Source organism: Kribbella sp. NPDC026596 (genome assembly GCF_040638415.1).
Taxonomy (GTDB): Bacteria; Actinomycetota; Actinomycetes; order Propionibacteriales; family Kribbellaceae; genus Kribbella.
Window position 1 is genome coordinate 57,606 of the sequence record NZ_JBEZYF010000023.1, and the last position, 16,729, is coordinate 74,334.

A 16,729-nucleotide genomic window follows, 5' to 3' on the forward strand; every position below is an offset into this window, starting at 1 on the left:
CGACGAAGCCCCGCAGCGGAATCGCTGCGGGGCTTCGTCGTGCTCAGAGGTACTGGCGGAACCACCTGACGAAAGCTGGATCGTCGAGCCCGTCGGCAATGAGCGCCGCACCGGACAGATCGTCGTCCTTGGTGTAGTCGTTGTGGGCGGCAACGCACCGCAGTCCGGCCGCCACTGCCGCGCGTACGCCGTTCTGGGAGTCCTCCACCGCCACGGTCCGATCGACCGGGCAGCCGGTCCGCCGCAACACCTCCTGGTACGCGGCGGGACTCGGCTTGAGGTCGGTCACTTCGGTGCCGGTGACAACGGTCTGGAAGCGCGGCCCGAAGACCCGGTCGAGCAGCGGCTCGACCCAGGCGCGGGTCCCGGTCGTTGCCACATGCATCGGTACGCCGCCCGCGTCGAGCTCGTCGAGCAGCCGGTGAACCCCCGGCCGGGCCTGGATCTGCCCGGCCGCGATCAAGTCCCGCATGATCGCCGTCTTGCGAGTATGCAGCCGCTTCGCCAGGACCCGTGCTTCACCAGACGAGCGGCCGGCGTTCTCGAACCAGAACGCCAGCCGCCTCGCCCCACCCGTGATCCTCAGCAGCCCGCCGTACGTCGTGATATCCCAGCGATCCGGCAGTCCCGCCTCCTCGAACGCGGCGTTGAAGGCAACCCGGTGACCGTCGCGTTCGCTGTCGACCAGCGTGCCGTCGACGTCGAAGACGACGGCGGCCAGCCGGTTCACCGCAGGTGCTCTTGGATCCGGGCGAGGACCGCCGCGGCGGTGAACCCGTGATGCGCCATCACTTCGCCACCCGGACCGCACGTGCCGAACTCGTCGATCCCGATCGCGAGATCGACCAGGCCGCGCCAGCCCACGGTGCTGCCGGCTTCCAGGCTGACGGTGAACGCGGCGGGATCCGGCACGTACGTCGACCGGTCCATCGCCGAGACCAGGCGAACGTCGTACCCGTCGGAGGTCAGCGCTTCCGCCACCTCCGCACCCAGAGCGACCTCGGATCCGGTCGCCACGAGCTCGATCGCGACATTCGACGCAGGGATTGGCGCCGCCTGGGGGAGCGTCTGGCGGGACAGAATCAACGCGGTCGGCCCGTCGGTCCGCTCCAGGGCGAGTCGCCAGGCCTCGGCCGTCTCGGCGTCGTTGGCGGGGCGCAGCACCTGCAGTCCGGGGATCACTCGCAAGGACTCGATCTGCTCGACGGGCTGGTGAGTGGGACCGTCCTCGCCGACCGCGATCGAGTCGTGCGTCAGTACGTAGACGACCGGCTGCCGCATCAGCGCGGCCAATCGGAGCGCGGGGCGCAGGTAGTCGGCGAACACCAGGAACGTGCTGCCGTACGCCCGGAACCCACCGTGCAGGCTGAGCCCGTTCATGACCGCGGCCATCCCGAACTCCCTGATCCCAAAGGCGATCGTGGAACCCGAGTAGTCGTCGCGCGTCACCACAGCACCGCCGGTCGCGGTCCCGGTGGAACCCTCGAGGTCGGCCGATCCGCCGACGAGTTCCGGCATCAATGCCGTCGCAGCCTTCAGACAGGCCTGGGACGACTGCCTGGTGGCCCGAGGCGCTTCGCCGGGGACCGCGAGCAGGGCATCGCCGAGGCCCTCCGGCAGTCGCCGTGCGAGACTGCGATGGAACTCCGCCGCCCGCTGCGGGGCGTCGACCTCGAAGGCCGCGACGGCTGCGTTCCAGGCAGCGCGTTCGCGCGCACCGGACAGCGCCAGCTCCTTGCAAGCGGCCCGCACCGGCTCCGGCACGCTGAACGGCGGATGCTCCCAGCCGGCCAGCCGCTTGGCCTCCGCGGCCAACTCCTCCCCAAGCGGGGAGCCGTGTGCTTTCGACGTACCCGCGACGCCTGGCGCGCCGTGGCCGATCATGGTCCGGACAGCGATCAGGCTGGGACGCGGGTCGGCCTTGGCGCGCGCGATCGCGGCGTCGACGGCATCCACATCGGTGCCATCGGCAACTTCCTGCGTATGCCAGCCGTACGCCGCGAAGCGGGCGATCTGGTCGTCGCTGGAGGACCGGCCGACCGCGCCGTCGATGGTGATCGAGTTGTCGTCCCAGAGCACGACCAGCCGGCCCAGGCCGAGATGCCCGGCCAGCGAGGCCGCCTCGTGGCTGACTCCTTCCATCAGGCAGCCGTCGCCGACGATCGCGTACGTGTGGTGGTCGGTGATCTCCGGGTACCGCGCGTGCGCCATCCGCTCCGCGAGCGCCATCCCGACCGCCATGCCCAGCCCTTGCCCGAGCGGACCCGTCGTGCACTCGACGCCGGCCGTGTGGCCGAACTCGGGATGCCCGGGGGTGCGCGACCCGAGCTGCCGGAAGCCGCGCAGCTCGGTCTCGGGAAGGTCGTAGCCGAAGGTGTGCAGCAGTCCGTAGAGGAGCGCGGAGCCATGTCCGGCCGAGAGCACGAAGCGGTCGCGATCCGCCCAGTCCGGTGCGGTGGGGTCATGGCGCAGATGCCGGCTCCACAGCGCCCACGCCATCGGGGCGGCGCCCATCGGCATCCCGGGGTGCCCGGAGTTGGCCGCCTGCACCATGTCGACGGCGAGGAAGCGCAAGGTGTCCACGGCCAGTCGGTCGGTTTCGACGTACGGCGTTGCCGATCGCTGCAGGAGTTCAGTCATCAGGCAGCCTCCTCGTTGCGTGCGGCGTTGGCCGCAGCCGTGCGCAGCTGCCGGACGGCCGCTGCCTTTCCGTCCGCGTGCGCGTACATCCACGAGCCGGAGATGAAGACGTCCGCGCCCGCGGCTGCCGCGCCGGTGATGGTCTCGGCGGTGATTCCGCCGTCGACCTCGAGCTCGATCGGCAGGCCGGTCTCATCGATCATCCGGCGCAGCCGCGCCACCTTCTTCTCCACCGCGGGGATGTAGGCCTGACCGCCGAAGCCGGGGTTGACCGTCATCGCCAGCACCAGGTCCGTCTCGGACAGCACGTGCTCCACCACGTCGGCGGGTGTGTGCGGATTCAGCGCGACCCCGCTGCGTACGCCGAGATCCCGGATCCGGCCCAGAGTCCGGTGGAGATGGGTGCAGGCCTCGGCGTGGACGATGATCAGCTCACAGCCCGCCTCGACGTACCGAGGCAGCAGGTCGTCGGGCTCGACGACCATCAGATGCGCCTCGAAGGCGACCTGGCTGTGCGGCTGGGCGGCCGCGATCACGTCGGGCCCGAAGGTGAGGTTCGGGACGAACACCCCGTCCATCACGTCCCACTGGATCCGGTCGACGCCCGCGTCACACAGCGCCCGGATCTCGTCACCGAGACGCGCGAAGTCCGCGGGCAGGACGGAGGGAACGATGAGCGGCGGGGGAACGCGAGGGGTGGGCTCGGACATGGGTGCGGCCTTCCTGGTCGGAGACTTCCAGCCCACCGCGTCACGCCGGTCGCGCACTCACCCGGCCGGGTGGACGGGTGGGTGAAATCCCCTGTGAACGCGAGGATTCCGGCTGTCGTCCGCTTATTCTTGGCCTATGCCGACCCCGCAGCGACTCGTCCTCGTCGACGATCACGAGATGGTCCTGCACGGGCTCGTCGCGATGCTCGGTCATTTCGCCGGCGAGGTGGTGATCACCGGGCAGGCGACGACGGCCGCGGCGGCACTCACCCTGGTGGCCGACGAACGTCCCGATGTCGTGCTGTGCGACGTACGGATCGGGAAGGAGAGCGGCCTCGATCTGTGCCGCCAGATCACCTCGCAGTACCCGGAGACCAAGGTCGTGCTGCTGACGGTGTACGACGACGAGCACTACCTGTTCCAGGCCTTGCGAGTCGGTGCCTCGGGCTACATTCTCAAGCGGATCGACGGCCAGGAGCTGGTGGCGCATCTGCGCCGGGTGCGGGACGGCGAGACCGTCATCGACCATGCGCTGGCGGGACGGGTGGCGCTGTCGGCTGCCCGGCTCAGCGCGGGTGAGTTCTGGCCGGGTGCGCATCTCGGGCTCACGCAGCGCGAGTCGGAGGTGCTGGAGCTGCTCGTCTCCGGGCACTCCAACAAGGGTGTCGCGAGCAAGCTCGTCGTCAGCGAGGACACCGTGAAGACTCATATCCGCGGCCTGTATCGCAAACTCGGCGTCTCCGACCGCAGTGGTGCCATCGCTGTCGCACTCCGTGAGGGTCTGTTCCGTTGACCGGCACCGCGCCCACCGCAGAGGAGCTTGCACAGATCCTCGAGGCCGATGGCGTGCTGCTGCTCGCCAGTGACGGCCGGGAGCTGACAGTCGCCGACCTGTGGCCACCGCACCCGTCGACTGCGGCATTGACCATGCCGGTGGGGTTCGGGGTGACCGGGTTGGTGGCTCGGAACGGCACGCCGGTCATCCTCGCGTCCGACTCGCCGCGCAACGCCTTGCACCGCCAGTTGCTGCGCCTCGAACCCCGGCAGACAGTCACCCGGATGTGCTTGCCGCTGCGCGGGCTGGAAGATCGCATCGTCGGGGTCCTGGCCGCACATCGCAGTCCGCGGACGCCGTTCGGTCCCGAGGACCTCGCCCTCGCCGAGCCGTACGCCGCACTGCTCGGGCTCCGCCTGGATGCCGAACAGCTGTGGCTGGCCGTGAACCGGCACCGGACCGAACGCGACCGCCTGATCAAACAGGCGATCTCGGCGCAGGAGGCCGAACGCCGGCGGATCGCCTTCGATCTGCACGACGGCGTCACGACAGCCCTGGCGTCGATGGCGTTCCACCTCTCGGCCGCCGACCTCACCGTCTCCGAGCTGGCGGCGCGCGACGCGACCGCGGACGACCAGTTCAAGCGAGCCCGGGCAGAGCTCGTGAGTGCCCGGGAGCTGGCCGATCTGGCGTACCACCAGACGCGGGCGGCGATCTCCGGTCTGCACAGTCTCGTTCTCGACGACCTCGGGCTGGTCGCGGCGATGGAGTCCCTGGTCCAGACGGCCGCCATCGGTGAGGGTGCTCCGTCGATCGACTTGCTGGTCGATCCCGCCGCCGCGCTGGACGACATCCCCGACCACGTCGCCGCAGCCCTTTACCGGATTGCCCAGGAGGCGCTGGCCAACGCGGTCAAACACGCCGAGGCCGACCGCGTCGTGCTATCGCTACGACGCGTCGGCGACTCGATCGTGCTCGGCTGCGCCGACGACGGCAAGGGGTTCGATCCCGCGGAACGGCGTACCGTCCGTGCGGGTGACGCGGACGGTGCGCAGCACTTCGGACTCAGCTCGATCGCGGAACGGTGCGCCCTGATCGAAGCCTCGCTGCGGATCGAGTCGGTCCCGCAGCGAGGTACGACGGTGTTGGTGGAGCTGCCGTTCTGAGTCAGCGGATCGCCTGGGCGGCCTGACGGCAGTTGTGCACCAGGACCTGCTGAGCGCTGGGCACGTTCCGGACGTCGCCACCCCAGGTGTGCAGGGCCTCACTCACCAGGGCACGCCCGAAGGAGAATGTGACCGGCCAGGGGCGCTCGCCGAGGCGGTGCAGCTCACGGAGCGACTCGCAGACGTCCGCCGTCGGCTGGCCTCCGGAGAGGAACGCGATGCCGGCCACGTCCGCGGGCACCAAGTCGGACAGGACGCCGAAGGTGGCGGCGGCGACGGTTCCCGCGGTCGCCGGTGCAGCATCCAGGCCGGGAGTCACGAAGTTGGGCTTGAGCACGATGCCGGCCAGGTCGACGCCGGCCTGCACGAGCTCGTCGAAGGCGCTGCGCAGCGCCAAGCTCGAGGCCTGCGCGGACGCACCCAGGTCGTGGTCGCCGGTGCACAAGACCTCCGGCTCGACGATCGGGACGATCCCGTGCTGCTGGCAGAGAGCGGCGTACCGGGCGAGTGCGTGACCGTTGGCCCGAGCCGAGTACGGCGTGATCGTGGCGACGTCGAACACCGCACGCCATTTCGCGAACGCGGCCCCGCGCTCGGCGTACGACGCGAGCCGGTCACCGAGGCCGTCGAGGCCCTCGGTGATCAACGCGCCACCTCCGCCCGGCAGCTTGCTCGTGCCGGTGTCGACCTTGATGCCCGGCAGGATGCCCAGCTCACGCGCGGCTTGGGGGAACGGGCGGCCGTCGCTGAGATCCTGCCCGAACGTCTCGTCGGACCAGATCACACCGCTGACCCAGTCCGAGAGCCCTTCGGCGGTGATCAGCAGCTCGCGGTAATCGCGTCGTGCGGTCGGGCTTGAGGCAATGCCTTCCTGTTCCAGCCGGGACGACATGGTTTTGATGGATTCGTCGGCGGCCAGGATGCCGCGACCGGCGTGAGTCATCCGACGGGCGATCTCGGCCAGGGTGGGAAGGTCGGTACGCAGAGTCGTGGTCATGCAGAGGAGCATGCGTGCGCTCGGCAGCGCCGTACTCACCCCTGTGGGCGAGACCGGGTGTGAAACGCCGCCGTACCAACCCGGTCCGGATCGCAGACGTGCCGCAGGAACAGTCGGCTGGCCGCGGTGGGATCCGCGGTGGTGCACAGGTGCCACGGGCGATCGACCGGAGTCCCGGGTACGACGTACCGCGCGAGCTCGCCGGCGTCGAGCTGACCGAGCACGGCCTCCTCGTGGACCAACGTGAGGCCGAGTCCCTGCCGCGCCGCCGCGACCGCAGCCCCTGACGTCCCAAGGGTGAGCAGGGGTGGCGCCGCCTGCAGCCGGGTCAGCAACGACAGCGTGGTGTCGCGCGTGCCTGACCCTTGGCCGGTGAGCAACCAGGTCGCGGTGAGCGGGTCGTCGTCGCGGCCGGGCCGGCCGACGAGCACCAGCTGATTGGCCCGGCGGGCGCGCGTGACCAGGCCGGATCCGCGGGGCGGGCGGCCGGCGAGAACGACGTCGACCCCATGGTCCCGGGCGAGGGCGAAGAGCTCGTCGCGAGGCAGGACCGACAACGACAGCTCGACCTGCGGATGCCCGTCGGCGAACGAGGCCATCAGCCGGGGCAGGACGTACTCGCTCGCGGTCGCCACCGCGCCGATCCGCAGCCGGCCCCGATCCGCGTCATGCACGGCGCCGGCCGCCTCGGCGAGCAGCCCGAGCAGCTTGCGCACGTACGCCGCGAAGGTCTCGCCGGCGTCCGTGGCGACGATGCCCCGGCCGGATTTGCTGAACAGCGCGGTGCCCAGGGCCGACTCCAGTGCTGAGATCGCCGCCGACACCGCCGGCGGGGTGACGTGCAGACTCTCGGCCGCCGCGCGGATGCTGCCGCCTTCGTAGACCGCGAGGAAGGTCTGGAGCCGTCCCCAGGTCGCCGCCGCCGGCAGATCGCTCATTGTGCACCTATCACTTAACAGTCAGCGAAGAAGTTTCAATTGTAGTTGACGCATTGTCGAGCGCACGCTGGTGACTCGACGAACCGGAAGGAGCAGCCGATGACGACGAGCGAGAACGGCCACAAGCCCAAGGAGCGCTGGGACCCGGGCGTGCAGAGCTACGCCGGGATGGGGTACTGGAACCCCGACTACGAGCCCAAGGAGACCGACGTCCTCGCGGTCTTTCGGGTCACGCCGCAGGACGGCGTCGAGCCGATCGAGGCCGCGGCCGCCGTGGCCGGCGAGTCCTCGACGGCGACCTGGACGGTGGTCTGGACGGACCGGCTGACCGCGAACACCCACTACCAGGCCAAGGCCTACAAGGTGGACCCGGTACCCGGGCGGTCGGGGGAGTACTTCGCCTACATCGCCTACGACATCGACCTGTTCGAGGAAGGGTCGATCGCCAACCTGACCTCCTCGATCATCGGCAACGTGTTCGGCTTCAAGCCGCTGAAGGCCCTGCGCCTGGAGGACCTGCGCATCCCGGTCGCCTACGTCAAGACGTTCCAGGGTCCCGCCCACGGCATCGTGATGGAACGCGAGATGCTCAACAAGTACGGGCGTCCGTTGCTCGGAGCAACCATCAAGCCGAAGCTCGGCCTGTCCGCCCGCAACTACGGGCGGGTCGTCTACGAGGCCTGCCGCGGCGGCCTGGACTTCACCAAGGACGACGAGAACATCAACTCGCAGCCGTTCATGCGCTGGCGGGACCGCTTCCTCTACGCGATGGAGGGCGTGAACAAGGCGACCGCCGAGACCGGCGAGATCAAGGGCCACTACCTGAACGTGACCGCCGGGACGATGGAGGAGATGTACAACCGGGCCGAGCTGGCCAAGGAGCTGGGCAGTGTCGTCGTGATGATCGACCTGACCATCGGCTACACCGCGATCCAGTCGATGGCGCTGTGGGCCCGGCAGAACGGCGTACTCCTGCATCTGCACCGCGCGGGTCACTCGACGTACACCCGGCAGAAGACGCATGGCGTGAGCTTCCGCGTGATCGCGAAGTGGTGCCGGCTGATGGGAGTCGACCACATCCACGCCGGAACCGTCGTCGGCAAGCTCGAGGGAGACCCGGCCACCACCCGCGGCTTCTACGACACGCTGCGGGACGACCACGTGCCGGCCAACCTCGGGAACGGGATCTTCTTCGACCAGGACTGGGCCTCGATGCCCGGGGTGATGCCGGTCGCCTCCGGTGGTATCCACGCCGGCCAGATGCACCAGTTGCTCGACCTGTTCCACGACGACGTCATCCTGCAGTTCGGCGGCGGCACCATCGGCCACCCGTTCGGCATCGCGGCCGGCGCCGAGGCCAACCGGGTCGCGCTCGAGGCCATCGTCAAGGCCCGCAACGAGGGCCGCGACCTGCTGCGCGAAGGACCCGACGTCCTGCGGGTCGCCGCCAGGTCCTGCGCTCCGCTCGAGGCCGCGCTGTCCACCTGGGGCGACGTCACCTTCGACTACACCAGTACGGACGCCCCCGACATCGTCCCGACCGCGACGGCCTCCGTCTGACACCCGAGGAGCACGATCATGCAACTGCGTCACGGGACTTTTTCCTACCTGCCCGACCTCACCGACGACGAGATCGCCGACCAGGTCCGCTACGCCCTGCGGCACGGCTGGCCGGTCTCGGTGGAGTACACCGACGACCCACATCCGCGCAACGTCTACTGGGAGATGTGGGGGCTGCCGCTGTTCGACCTCGACGAGCCGGACGGGGTCCTTGCCCAGATCAACGAGTGCCGCGCCACCTACCCGAACCACTACGTGCGAGTACTCGCGTACGACGCCAGCCTCGGCCGGCAGACGACCGCGATGCACTTCCTGGTGCAGCGGCCCGCCGACGAACCCGGATTCCTGCTCGCCCGGGTCGAGGGCCCGGACCGGACCCAGCGCTACGCCGTATCGCCGTACGCCACCACGCGCCCGGCCGGAACCCGCTACGGGGACGGATAGATGAGCGGGTTCGGCGTACCGCGTCCGACGGAGCCCGAGGAGGTCGCGGAACCGGTGGTGCTGACGGACGACGCCGAGCTCGATCTCTCGGTGGACGAGGCCGTGGCCAGGGTCGAGGACACCCTGGCCGCCCTCGACGCGGAGCTGGTCGGGCTGGCGTCGGTCAAGCGCCGGGTGCGCGAGATCGCCTCGCTGCTCCTGGTCGACCGCGCGCGTGGTCAGTTCGGGCTGACGTCGTCCCGGCCGACCCTGCACATGAGTTTCACCGGCGGGCCCGGGACCGGGAAGACGACGGTGGCGCTCCGGATGGCCGCGATCCTGCACGCGCTCGGATACCTCCGGGCGCCGCGGGTGCACACGGTCACCCGTGACGATCTGGTCGGCCAGTTCATCGGCCATACCGCGCCGAAGACCAAGGAGGCGATCGCGCGGGCGGCCGGTGGGGTGCTGTTCATCGACGAGGCCTACTACCTGTTCCGGCCCGACAACGAACGGGACTACGGGCAGGAGGTGATCGAGATCCTGCTCACCGAGATGGAGAACGAGCGCGGCGACCTGGTCGTCATCTTCGCCGGCTACCCGGACCGGATGGCGACGTTCTTCTCGGCGAACCCGGGCCTGAGCTCGCGGGTCCCGCACCACATCGCCTTCGAGGACTACAACCACGCCGAGCTCGTGCAGATCGCCGACCTGATGCTGACGTCGGAGAACTTCCGCTTCGACGAGGCCGCACACGCCGCGTTCTCGGAGTACCTGACCCGGCGGATGCGGCGGCCGCGGTTCTCCAACGCGCGCAGTGTGCGCAACGCGATCGAACGGTCCCGGCTCCGCCAGGCCCGGCGGCTGGTCGAGCTCCGCCGGCCGTTGCGCAAGGAGGATCTCGTCACGCTGACGGCCGACGACATCTACGGCAGCAGCGTCTTCCTCGCGGAGCCGGCCGAGTCACAGTAGGCCACCGACGTGACCCTGCCCTCCACCTCGTCCCAGAGCGCGTCGAGCTTCGCGCACAGCGTCCGCGCGACGTGACCGGGGAAGCCGGTGTGGGGCAGATGTGGGTGGGGACGCGTCGGTGCGGCGACGATGGCTCGCGTGAACCTTTCCCGCACGCGAGCCTCGTCGTCGGAGTCGAGGTGCTCGCCGAGCATCGTGGCGAGCCGTCGCTCGGCGGCGATGGTCCGGGTGAGGTGGTTGTGGACGCCGCCCCAGACCGAGGCCCACGGCATGTGGACTGTCTGGGCCTGGCCGTACTCCTTCGCCTTGGCCTTCACCAGCGTGTGCTCGAGGCGCCGGATCGCCTGCAGGTGGTCGCGAACCTCCGCCCGTCCGGCGGGCAGGTGCTGCGCGACCGACGGCAGCAGGACCCGGGTCGCCGCGGCCGTGTGGCGGCTGGCCTGGGCGAGGAACCGGTCGGTGTTCATCCGCGCGTCGCCGGGCTTGGCCGGCGCCCCGCGATGGGCGGCGGTCCGTAGCAGGTTCAGCAGGGCGGCGTGGCGTTCTTCGACTTCGCTCAAGAGGGTTTGCATCGGGACCACCTCGCGAGTTCGGGGCTGGGAGCTCCGAGTCTCCGGTTCGATTCACAAGCGCACAAGGTTGATCTTCGGCTCACCCGCGCGCTCACCCCTGAGGGTCAGGGAAGGCGCTGGACACCGGCGTAGAAGTAGGTGGTGGACAGACGGATCGGCTCGTCGCGACGCGGGTCGGGCGAGCTCGAGAGCGCCGTACTCGCGACGTTGTGGGCTGCCGAGGGACCGCTGTCTCCGGTCGAGGTACAGGCCGCGATGGCCGGCGATCTGGCCTACAACACCGTGCACACCATCCTGGTCCGGCTCGGCCGGAAACGACTGGTCGCCCGGGTTCCGACCGGCTGCCGCGCTCGCTACCGCGCGACCAAGAACGCAGCCGAGTTCGCGGCGGAGCAGATGCATGCGGCACTGGGCTGGGGATCGGACCGAACGGAGGTGCTGCGACGCTTCGTCGCCTCGCTGGATGCCGCCGACGCCGCCGTCCTGCGAGCCCTGCTCACGCGACAATGAGCGCATGGAGAAGCCTGACTTGGCGGAGTTGCTGGACCTCGAGCCGCATCCGGAAGGCGGGTGGTACCGGGAGACCTGGCGGTCGGACGCCGAGTTCGAACCCGAGGGGTACGGCGGGGTCCGGGCCAGCGCGACCGCGATCTACTTCCTGCTCGGACCGGGCGAGGAATCGCGCTGGCATCGAGTCCGATCAGCCGAGATCTGGCTGTGGCACTCCGGCGGGCCGCTCACACTGCAGTACGGCGGGACGCCGGAACAAGCCGACGCGGTCACCCTCGGAGCGGATGTGGGCGCGGGGCAACAACCTCAGGTGGTGATCCCGGCCGGTGCCTGGCAGGCGGCGCGGCCGGCCGGGGATCAGGCGGTTCTGGTGTCCTGCGTGGTGTCGCCCGGCTTCGATTTCGCCGACTTCACGATGCTCTGAATCCGGGCTCTGAGCTCAGGTCTGCGGTACGACGGACTCGCCGGTGCTCACCTCCGGAAGATGCTCGCGGACCATGTAGCCGCCGGCGCAGGCGATCCAGACCGCGGAGAGCAGCAACGGGATGCCGGTCATCAGGAAGCCGCCGGCCACGAACGAACCGTCGGTGGCGAACACGCCGAACGCGCCGGCGAACGACACCACGGCAGCCGCCAGGGCGAGGTACCCGAGCCAGTTCGGCATCACGTGGGTGCGCAGCACGCCGATCCCGGCCGCGGCCAGCGGCAGGACGGCGGCGAACCCGATCATCGTCGTCATCACCGCGGTCAGCTGGTACAGCATGACCGTGATCGCGGCGTCCCGGCCGTCGATGCTGAAGGCGGTCGCGGCGATCAGGCACGCGTTCACGAAGATCGCGGCGCCGACCAGCACCGAGCCCGCGAGGATCGCCAGGTGCACGTCACTGCGCTCGTTCCGCTCCCGGATCGCCTCGGCGAAGGCCGCGGCGAACCAGATGATCAATCCGGCCGCGGCGCTCCACATCAGCGCGGAGATCAGCATCGAGGTCCGGGTGTCGTTGAGGAAACTCGTGATCGTGCCCTCGGACTCGTCGACCGTGGGGAGACTGCCGGGCAGGAACCTGCCCAGGAGTGCGAGGACGACGAAGGCCAGTCCGGCGAAGCCACCCCAACGCAACTCATGTCGCTCAGTCATGGGGAACACCTCCAGTGCGCGCACCCCGACGCAGGGTGCGTCTACTGCTGATATTCCTCCGCTTGAAGCGGTCGTCAAGGGGTGCCGTCCGGCGAACAGGCGCGTCGTCGGACGGCTTCGCGAACCCCTACTGGAGAACGGTTGCCAGGGCCTCGTAGCCGGGCAGCAGATCGATGCCCTCGCGCCCCAGTTGCTGGATGGCGACGTGGTCGGCGCCCGCGTCCAGGTGGGCTTTCAACCCCGCCGCGATCTCCACGGCCGAGCCGTGCAGCACCAGCGCGTCGACCAGTTCGTCGCTGCCGCCGTCGGCGATGTCGTCGTCGGTGAACCCGAGCCGCTTCAGGTTCGCCACGTAGTTGCTGAGCTGCAGGTACGACGCCAGGTAGTCGCGACCGGTCGAGCGGGCGATCTCGGGGTCGGTCTCCAGCACGACCTTCTGCTCCGGTGCGAGCAGCACACCGCCGCCGAGCGTACGGCGTGCCTCGCGAGTGTGCTCGGGTGTCGTCAGGTACGGCAGCGCGCCCGCGGTGCGCGTGCCGGCCACGTGCAGCACCTTCGGGCCGAGGGCGGCCAGCGCCCGCCGGTCGACCGGGACCTTCGCATCGTCCAGGTCGTCGAGGTAGCCCACGATCGTCTCGTACGGCGACCGGTACTCGCCGGTGCGCTCCGGGTGACCGATGCCGACGCCGAGCAGGAACCGGCCCGGGTGCTCGTCCTCGAGCCCGTGGTACGACTCGGCCACCGCGGCCGCCGGCGTCTTCCACATGTTCACGATGCTGGTGCCGACGGCAACGGAGTTCGTTGACGCGAGCAACACTTCGGCCTCGCGCAGGTGCGCCTCCGGAGAGGCACCCAGCCACAACGTTCCGTACCCGGCCTGCTCCAGACCGGCCGCCAGCTCCGGTCCCCAGTGCTGAGGTCCGTGCCAGACGCCGTACCGTCCCAGTTCGACCGCCACGCCGTACTCCTCTCGTCGTCCTTGCCAGGGTGCAACTGGGAGCGGGCGGGCTCCATTCCAAGCATCCCTGACCGGCGGGAGGGTTCGTCAATGATGGCTGTCACGTCAGAGGTGGGCGGCGATCTCCGGAACGCGACGTTGCAGGTCCTTCAGTCGACGCTCGGTGCGTTCGGGTTCACCGACCGTACCGAGATTGAGCATGCCCGGGTCACCGGCGACCTGTCCGGCGCGGATGACGCGTGCTGACCGCTGCGCCCGGATCGGTGCGCCTTCCAGGATCTGCCGCGGCGTGAACACGTCACCGCCGTACGAGGCGGCCATCAGGCGCAGTCGCGCGGCCTGGTAGGCGGGGTCCATCGGGACGGCGAGCGGGACCGTGTTCCACGCGGTGAACGCGATGTCGTCGAGCCGGACGCCCGGCCCGGCCATGTCCCAGTCGATCACGCCGCTGAACCCGTCGGCGGTGCCGATCCAGTTGTAGTACCCGTAGTCGTGCATACAGATGATCTGATCGACCGCGAGTTCACTGCGGCTGGTCCGCCACACGATCTCGCCCTCGGGCCGGTACGACGCGACCACCCGGTGATAGTCCGCGAGCCACCGCATGGCGTCCGCGAGCACGTCATCCGGTACTTCGGGGCCGTACGACGTACCCGGGAGATAGTCGAGGATCTCGCGGCCCTGGTCGTCGAAACCGTGCACCCGCGGGATGCCGGTCAGGCCGGCGTCCGCGAGGTAGTTGAGCAGGCCATGAACTGCCGGCGTCCACGGGCCGGTCGCGCGCCGAACCGTGTCGCCTACCCGGACCGCGCCGCCGACGTTGCCGCCCGGGAGAGCGATCTCAGCGTCCATGTCAGAACCTTCCCTCAAACGATTGGAATGGGGGTACCGGAAGAGCAGGAATGTTGGCTTTTCGGGGCAGTGCAAGACTGGTGTAAAGACAGACGTGGAGATTGCGTCAAGATTGCGCAAAGCCTGCGAGGCAAGGGATTCCGGTGCGAACGTCCCTGTCCGGGGCGGAGGGGTAGGGCCGTATATGTACAGCGTGCCACCGCGTCTTATAGGAGTGTAACCGAACCGCTGGGCAACAGTTCTGCGAGTCGTACAACGATCAGACCATCCGGTCGAGTGGTATGAACCTCGCGGGCTTACACTCGGCAGCGACCTGGCATCACCCCTCACGCCGGGCCGCGGACACAACGACGTGGGCCGCACACCTGGATCGGGAAAGAAGGGCGAGCTGTGAAGGTCGGAGTTCCGAAGGAAGTCAAGAACCACGAATATCGGGTGGCGATCACCCCGTCCGGAGTGCACGAGTTCGTGCGCAACGGGCACGAGGTTCTGATCGAGCAAGGGGCGGGGAGCGGTTCGCTGATCCCCGATGACGAGTTCGTCGCGGCGGGGGCGCGGATCCTTCCGACGGCCGACGAGGTCTGGGCAGAAGCCGAGCTGGTGCTCAAGGTAAAGGAGCCGGTGGCCGAGGAGTACCACCGGATGCGCAAGGACCAGGTCCTGTTCACCTACCTGCACCTGGCCGCCAGTCGTGAGTGCACCGACGCGCTCCTGGAGTCCGGAATCACCGGGATCGCGTATGAGACGGTCCAGTTGCCGGACGGATCACTGCCGCTGCTGGCTCCGATGAGCGAGGTGGCCGGCCGGCTCGCGCCGCAGTCCGGCGCGTACCACCTGATGGCGCAGGGCGGCGGCCGTGGCGTGCTGCTCGGCGGCGTGTCCGGCGTGCACCCGGCCCGCGTGGTGATCATCGGCGCGGGCGTCTCCGGCATGAACGCGGCCGCGATCGCGCTCGGCATGCAGGCACAGGTCCAGCTGTTCGACCGCAACATCGCCCGGCTGCGCGAGGCGGACCGGATCTATCAGGGCCACCTGCTGACGATCGCCGCGAACTCGTACGAGATCGAGCGCGCGGTGCTCGAGGCCGATCTGGTCATCGGCGCCGTGCTGGTCCCCGGCGCCAAGGCGCCGAAGCTGGTCAGCAACGACCTGGTCCGCCGGATGAAGCCGGGCAGCGTGCTCGTCGACATCGCCATCGACCAGGGCGGCTGCTTCGAGGACTCGCGTCCCACCACGCACGCCGACCCGGTCTACAAGGTCCACAACTCCCTGTTCTACTGCGTCGCCAACATGCCCGGCGCGGTGCCGAACACCTCGACGTACGCACTCACCAACGTGACGCTGCCGTACGCGATCGAGCTGGCCAACCTCGGCTGGCGGGAGGCGCTGAAGCAGGACCACAGCCTGGCGCTCGGCCTGAACACCTTCGACGGGCACGTCACCTACGGCCCGATCGCCGAGGCGCACGACCTGTCCCAGCGCAAGCTCGACGAGGTGCTGGTCTGAGCACAGTTCCGGGCATCGCCCGGGCGGTCAGCGCTTACCTGGACCACCTCACGGTGGAACGCGGCCTGGCCGCGAACACTCTGGCGTCGTACCGGCGTGACCTGCGCCGGTACGGCGACTACCTCGCGGGGGCCGGGATCGACGACCTCGGCCGGATCTCGGAGGCCGCGGTCAGCGACTTCCTCATGCGGTTGCGCGAGGGCGACGCCGACCATCCGCCGCTCACCGCGTCCAGCGCCGGCCGGACGGTGGTCGCCGTCCGCGGCTTTCATCGGTTCTGTCTGCGGGAAGGGCTGACCGCGGTGGATCCCGCGGCCGCGGTGAAGCCGCCCGCGCCGCCGCAACGGTTGCCCAAGGCACTGTCCGTCGACGAGGTGACCAGGATCCTCGCCGCAGCCGCGGGGGCTGAAGCGGAGCCCGCCGTACTGGCGACCCGGGATGCTGCCCTGCTGGAGTTTCTCTACGGCACGGGCGCTCGGATCTCCGAGGCGGTCGGGCTGGACGTGGACGACATCGACCTGGAGACCAATGCGGTCCTGCTGCGTGGCAAGGGCAGCAAGGAGCGGGTCGTCCCGGTCGGGTCCTACGCCCGCGAGGCGTTGGCGGCGTACCAGGTCCGAGGGCGTCCGGAGCTGGTGTCTCGTGGTCGGGGCACTCCTGCCCTCTTCTTGAACGCTCGCGGCGGCCGGTTGTCGAGGCAGAGCGCCTGGACAGTACTGCGAAGGGCCGCACAGCGCGCCGGGATCGCCAAGGAGATCTCCCCGCACACTCTCCGCCACTCCTTCGCAACCCATCTCCTGGACGGCGGCGCCGACGTCCGAGTAGTCCAAGAACTCCTCGGCCACGCCTCCGTCACCACCACCCAGGTCTACACCCTCGTCACCGTCGACAAACTCCGCGAGGTCTACGCAACCTCCCACCCGCGAGCCCTCTCCTCATAACCGACCTGGTCCGGCGGTTCATCCTGCCGAGTTTCGGGGAATGGCGGAGCTCGTGAAACTGTAGCCCCGGTGCT

18 protein-coding genes are annotated in these 16,729 nt (G+C 69.5%); 9 read left to right on the forward strand and 9 right to left on the reverse strand.

Annotated features, from left to right (window positions below; genetic code table 11):
* Nucleotides 1-43: 43 nt before the first annotated feature.
* From AB0E63_RS20625 to rpe, 3 genes are read right to left on the reverse strand one after another with little or no spacing between them, the layout of a single operon-like run.
* Nucleotides 44-730 carry an HAD-IA family hydrolase gene (locus tag AB0E63_RS20625; RefSeq protein ID WP_360368285.1) on the reverse strand — a complete coding sequence of 229 codons (687 nt, stop codon included), beginning with the start codon at nt 728-730 and terminating at the stop codon, nt 44-46.
* Nucleotides 727-2,640, reverse strand: a complete 1,914-nt coding sequence (gene tkt / locus AB0E63_RS20630; RefSeq protein ID WP_360368288.1) for a transketolase — start codon at nt 2,638-2,640, stop codon at nt 727-729. The genes AB0E63_RS20625 and tkt overlap by 4 nt, the downstream gene beginning before the upstream one ends.
* Entirely contained in the window at nt 2,640-3,350 is a 711-nt protein-coding gene (rpe, locus tag AB0E63_RS20635) for a ribulose-phosphate 3-epimerase (protein WP_360368291.1), read from the reverse strand. Before rpe ends, tkt begins: the two co-directional genes overlap by 1 nt.
* 136 nt (nt 3,351-3,486) lie before the next feature.
* Here rpe and AB0E63_RS20640 point away from each other — a divergent pair, with 136 nt between their 5' ends.
* Both AB0E63_RS20640 and AB0E63_RS20645 read left to right on the forward strand, forming a co-directional pair.
* Nucleotides 3,487-4,143, forward strand: a complete 657-nt coding sequence (locus tag AB0E63_RS20640; protein WP_360368294.1) for a response regulator transcription factor — start codon at nt 3,487-3,489, stop codon at nt 4,141-4,143.
* Nucleotides 4,140-5,291 carry a GAF domain-containing sensor histidine kinase gene (locus AB0E63_RS20645; RefSeq protein WP_360368297.1) on the forward strand — a complete coding sequence of 384 codons (1,152 nt, stop codon included), beginning with the start codon at nt 4,140-4,142 and terminating at the stop codon, nt 5,289-5,291. The genes AB0E63_RS20640 and AB0E63_RS20645 overlap by 4 nt, the downstream gene beginning before the upstream one ends.
* A 1-nt stretch (nt 5,292) precedes the next feature.
* Here the strand turns inward: AB0E63_RS20645 and AB0E63_RS20650 are convergent, their stop codons facing one another.
* Nucleotides 5,293-6,288 (reverse strand): class I fructose-bisphosphate aldolase, encoded by a 996-nt coding sequence (locus AB0E63_RS20650; protein ID WP_360368300.1) that lies wholly within the window; start codon nt 6,286-6,288, stop codon nt 5,293-5,295.
* 35 nt (nt 6,289-6,323) lie between these two features.
* Nucleotides 6,324-7,226 carry a LysR family transcriptional regulator gene (locus AB0E63_RS20655; RefSeq protein WP_360368302.1) on the reverse strand — a complete coding sequence of 301 codons (903 nt, stop codon included), beginning with the start codon at nt 7,224-7,226 and terminating at the stop codon, nt 6,324-6,326.
* 99 nt (nt 7,227-7,325) lie between these two features.
* Between AB0E63_RS20655 and AB0E63_RS20660 the strand changes: the two genes are divergently transcribed.
* The 3 genes from AB0E63_RS20660 to AB0E63_RS20670 are packed head-to-tail and all read left to right on the forward strand — an operon-like array spanning nt 7,326 to nt 10,181.
* Entirely contained in the window at nt 7,326-8,786 is a 1,461-nt protein-coding gene (locus AB0E63_RS20660; protein ID WP_360368305.1) for a form I ribulose bisphosphate carboxylase large subunit, read from the forward strand.
* Between the two features lie 18 nt (nt 8,787-8,804).
* Complete coding sequence (locus AB0E63_RS20665) at nt 8,805-9,230, forward strand: ribulose bisphosphate carboxylase small subunit (protein WP_360368308.1); 426 nt, start codon at nt 8,805-8,807, stop codon at nt 9,228-9,230.
* Entirely contained in the window at nt 9,231-10,181 is a 951-nt protein-coding gene (locus AB0E63_RS20670) for an AAA family ATPase (protein WP_360368311.1), read from the forward strand.
* Here the strand turns inward: AB0E63_RS20670 and AB0E63_RS20675 are convergent.
* Nucleotides 10,136-10,753 (reverse strand): hypothetical protein, encoded by a 618-nt coding sequence (locus AB0E63_RS20675; protein WP_360368314.1) that lies wholly within the window; start codon nt 10,751-10,753, stop codon nt 10,136-10,138. The genes AB0E63_RS20670 and AB0E63_RS20675 overlap by 46 nt on opposite strands.
* 141 nt (nt 10,754-10,894) lie before the next feature.
* Here AB0E63_RS20675 and AB0E63_RS20680 point away from each other — a divergent pair, with 141 nt between their 5' ends.
* Together AB0E63_RS20680 and AB0E63_RS20685 are read left to right on the forward strand one after the other, a co-directional pair.
* Nucleotides 10,895-11,263, forward strand: a complete 369-nt coding sequence (locus AB0E63_RS20680) for a BlaI/MecI/CopY family transcriptional regulator (RefSeq protein WP_360368317.1) — start codon at nt 10,895-10,897, stop codon at nt 11,261-11,263.
* Nucleotides 11,264-11,267: 4 nt separating this feature from the next.
* Nucleotides 11,268-11,687: a cupin domain-containing protein gene (locus AB0E63_RS20685; RefSeq protein ID WP_360368320.1), complete on the forward strand. Its 420-nt coding sequence runs from the start codon at nt 11,268-11,270 to the stop codon at nt 11,685-11,687.
* Nucleotides 11,688-11,702: 15 nt separating this feature from the next.
* Here the strand turns inward: AB0E63_RS20685 and AB0E63_RS20690 are convergent, their stop codons facing one another.
* The 3 genes from AB0E63_RS20690 to AB0E63_RS20700 all read right to left on the reverse strand — a co-directional run bounded on the left by AB0E63_RS20690 (nt 11,703) and on the right by AB0E63_RS20700 (nt 14,208).
* The gene (locus AB0E63_RS20690; RefSeq protein WP_360368323.1) at nt 11,703-12,398 is read right to left on the reverse strand and encodes a hypothetical protein; all 696 of its coding nucleotides are present in this window, start codon (nt 12,396-12,398) and stop codon (nt 11,703-11,705) included.
* A gap of 127 nt (nt 12,399-12,525) precedes the next feature.
* Nucleotides 12,526-13,356: an LLM class F420-dependent oxidoreductase gene (locus tag AB0E63_RS20695; RefSeq protein ID WP_360368326.1), complete on the reverse strand. Its 831-nt coding sequence runs from the start codon at nt 13,354-13,356 to the stop codon at nt 12,526-12,528.
* Nucleotides 13,357-13,461: 105 nt separating this feature from the next.
* Nucleotides 13,462-14,208, reverse strand: coding sequence for an aminoglycoside phosphotransferase (locus AB0E63_RS20700; protein ID WP_360368329.1), 747 nt, complete (start codon nt 14,206-14,208; stop codon nt 13,462-13,464).
* Between the two features lie 390 nt (nt 14,209-14,598).
* Here AB0E63_RS20700 and ald point away from each other — a divergent pair, with 390 nt between their 5' ends.
* Nucleotides 14,599-15,714 (forward strand): alanine dehydrogenase, encoded by a 1,116-nt coding sequence (gene ald, locus AB0E63_RS20705; protein ID WP_360368332.1) that lies wholly within the window; start codon nt 14,599-14,601, stop codon nt 15,712-15,714.
* Nucleotides 15,711-16,655: a site-specific tyrosine recombinase XerD gene (gene xerD / locus AB0E63_RS20710; protein ID WP_360368453.1), complete on the forward strand. Its 945-nt coding sequence runs from the start codon at nt 15,711-15,713 to the stop codon at nt 16,653-16,655. The genes ald and xerD overlap by 4 nt, the downstream gene beginning before the upstream one ends.
* Nucleotides 16,656-16,729: the final 74 nt, after the last annotated feature.

Excerpts from the sequence above, each read along its gene's own strand:
- rpe (WP_360368291.1), bottom strand. The coding sequence starts at position 3,350 with ATGTCCGAGCCCACCCCTCGCGTTCCCCCGCCGCTCATCGTTCCCTCC.
- AB0E63_RS20660 (WP_360368305.1), top strand. The coding sequence starts at position 7,326 with ATGACGACGAGCGAGAACGGCCACAAGCCCAAGGAGCGCTGGGACCCG.
- AB0E63_RS20640 (WP_360368294.1), top strand. The coding sequence starts at position 3,487 with ATGCCGACCCCGCAGCGACTCGTCCTCGTCGACGATCACGAGATGGTC.
- AB0E63_RS20670 (WP_360368311.1), top strand. The coding sequence starts at position 9,231 with ATGAGCGGGTTCGGCGTACCGCGTCCGACGGAGCCCGAGGAGGTCGCG.
- AB0E63_RS20675 (WP_360368314.1), bottom strand. The coding sequence starts at position 10,753 with ATGCAAACCCTCTTGAGCGAAGTCGAAGAACGCCACGCCGCCCTGCTG.
- AB0E63_RS20700 (WP_360368329.1), bottom strand. The coding sequence starts at position 14,208 with ATGGACGCTGAGATCGCTCTCCCGGGCGGCAACGTCGGCGGCGCGGTC.
- AB0E63_RS20665 (WP_360368308.1), top strand. The coding sequence starts at position 8,805 with ATGCAACTGCGTCACGGGACTTTTTCCTACCTGCCCGACCTCACCGAC.
- AB0E63_RS20690 (WP_360368323.1), bottom strand. The coding sequence starts at position 12,398 with ATGACTGAGCGACATGAGTTGCGTTGGGGTGGCTTCGCCGGACTGGCC.
- tkt (WP_360368288.1), bottom strand. The coding sequence starts at position 2,640 with ATGACTGAACTCCTGCAGCGATCGGCAACGCCGTACGTCGAAACCGAC.
- AB0E63_RS20650 (WP_360368300.1), bottom strand. The coding sequence starts at position 6,288 with ATGACCACGACTCTGCGTACCGACCTTCCCACCCTGGCCGAGATCGCC.
- AB0E63_RS20685 (WP_360368320.1), top strand. The coding sequence starts at position 11,268 with ATGGAGAAGCCTGACTTGGCGGAGTTGCTGGACCTCGAGCCGCATCCG.
- AB0E63_RS20655 (WP_360368302.1), bottom strand. The coding sequence starts at position 7,226 with ATGAGCGATCTGCCGGCGGCGGCGACCTGGGGACGGCTCCAGACCTTC.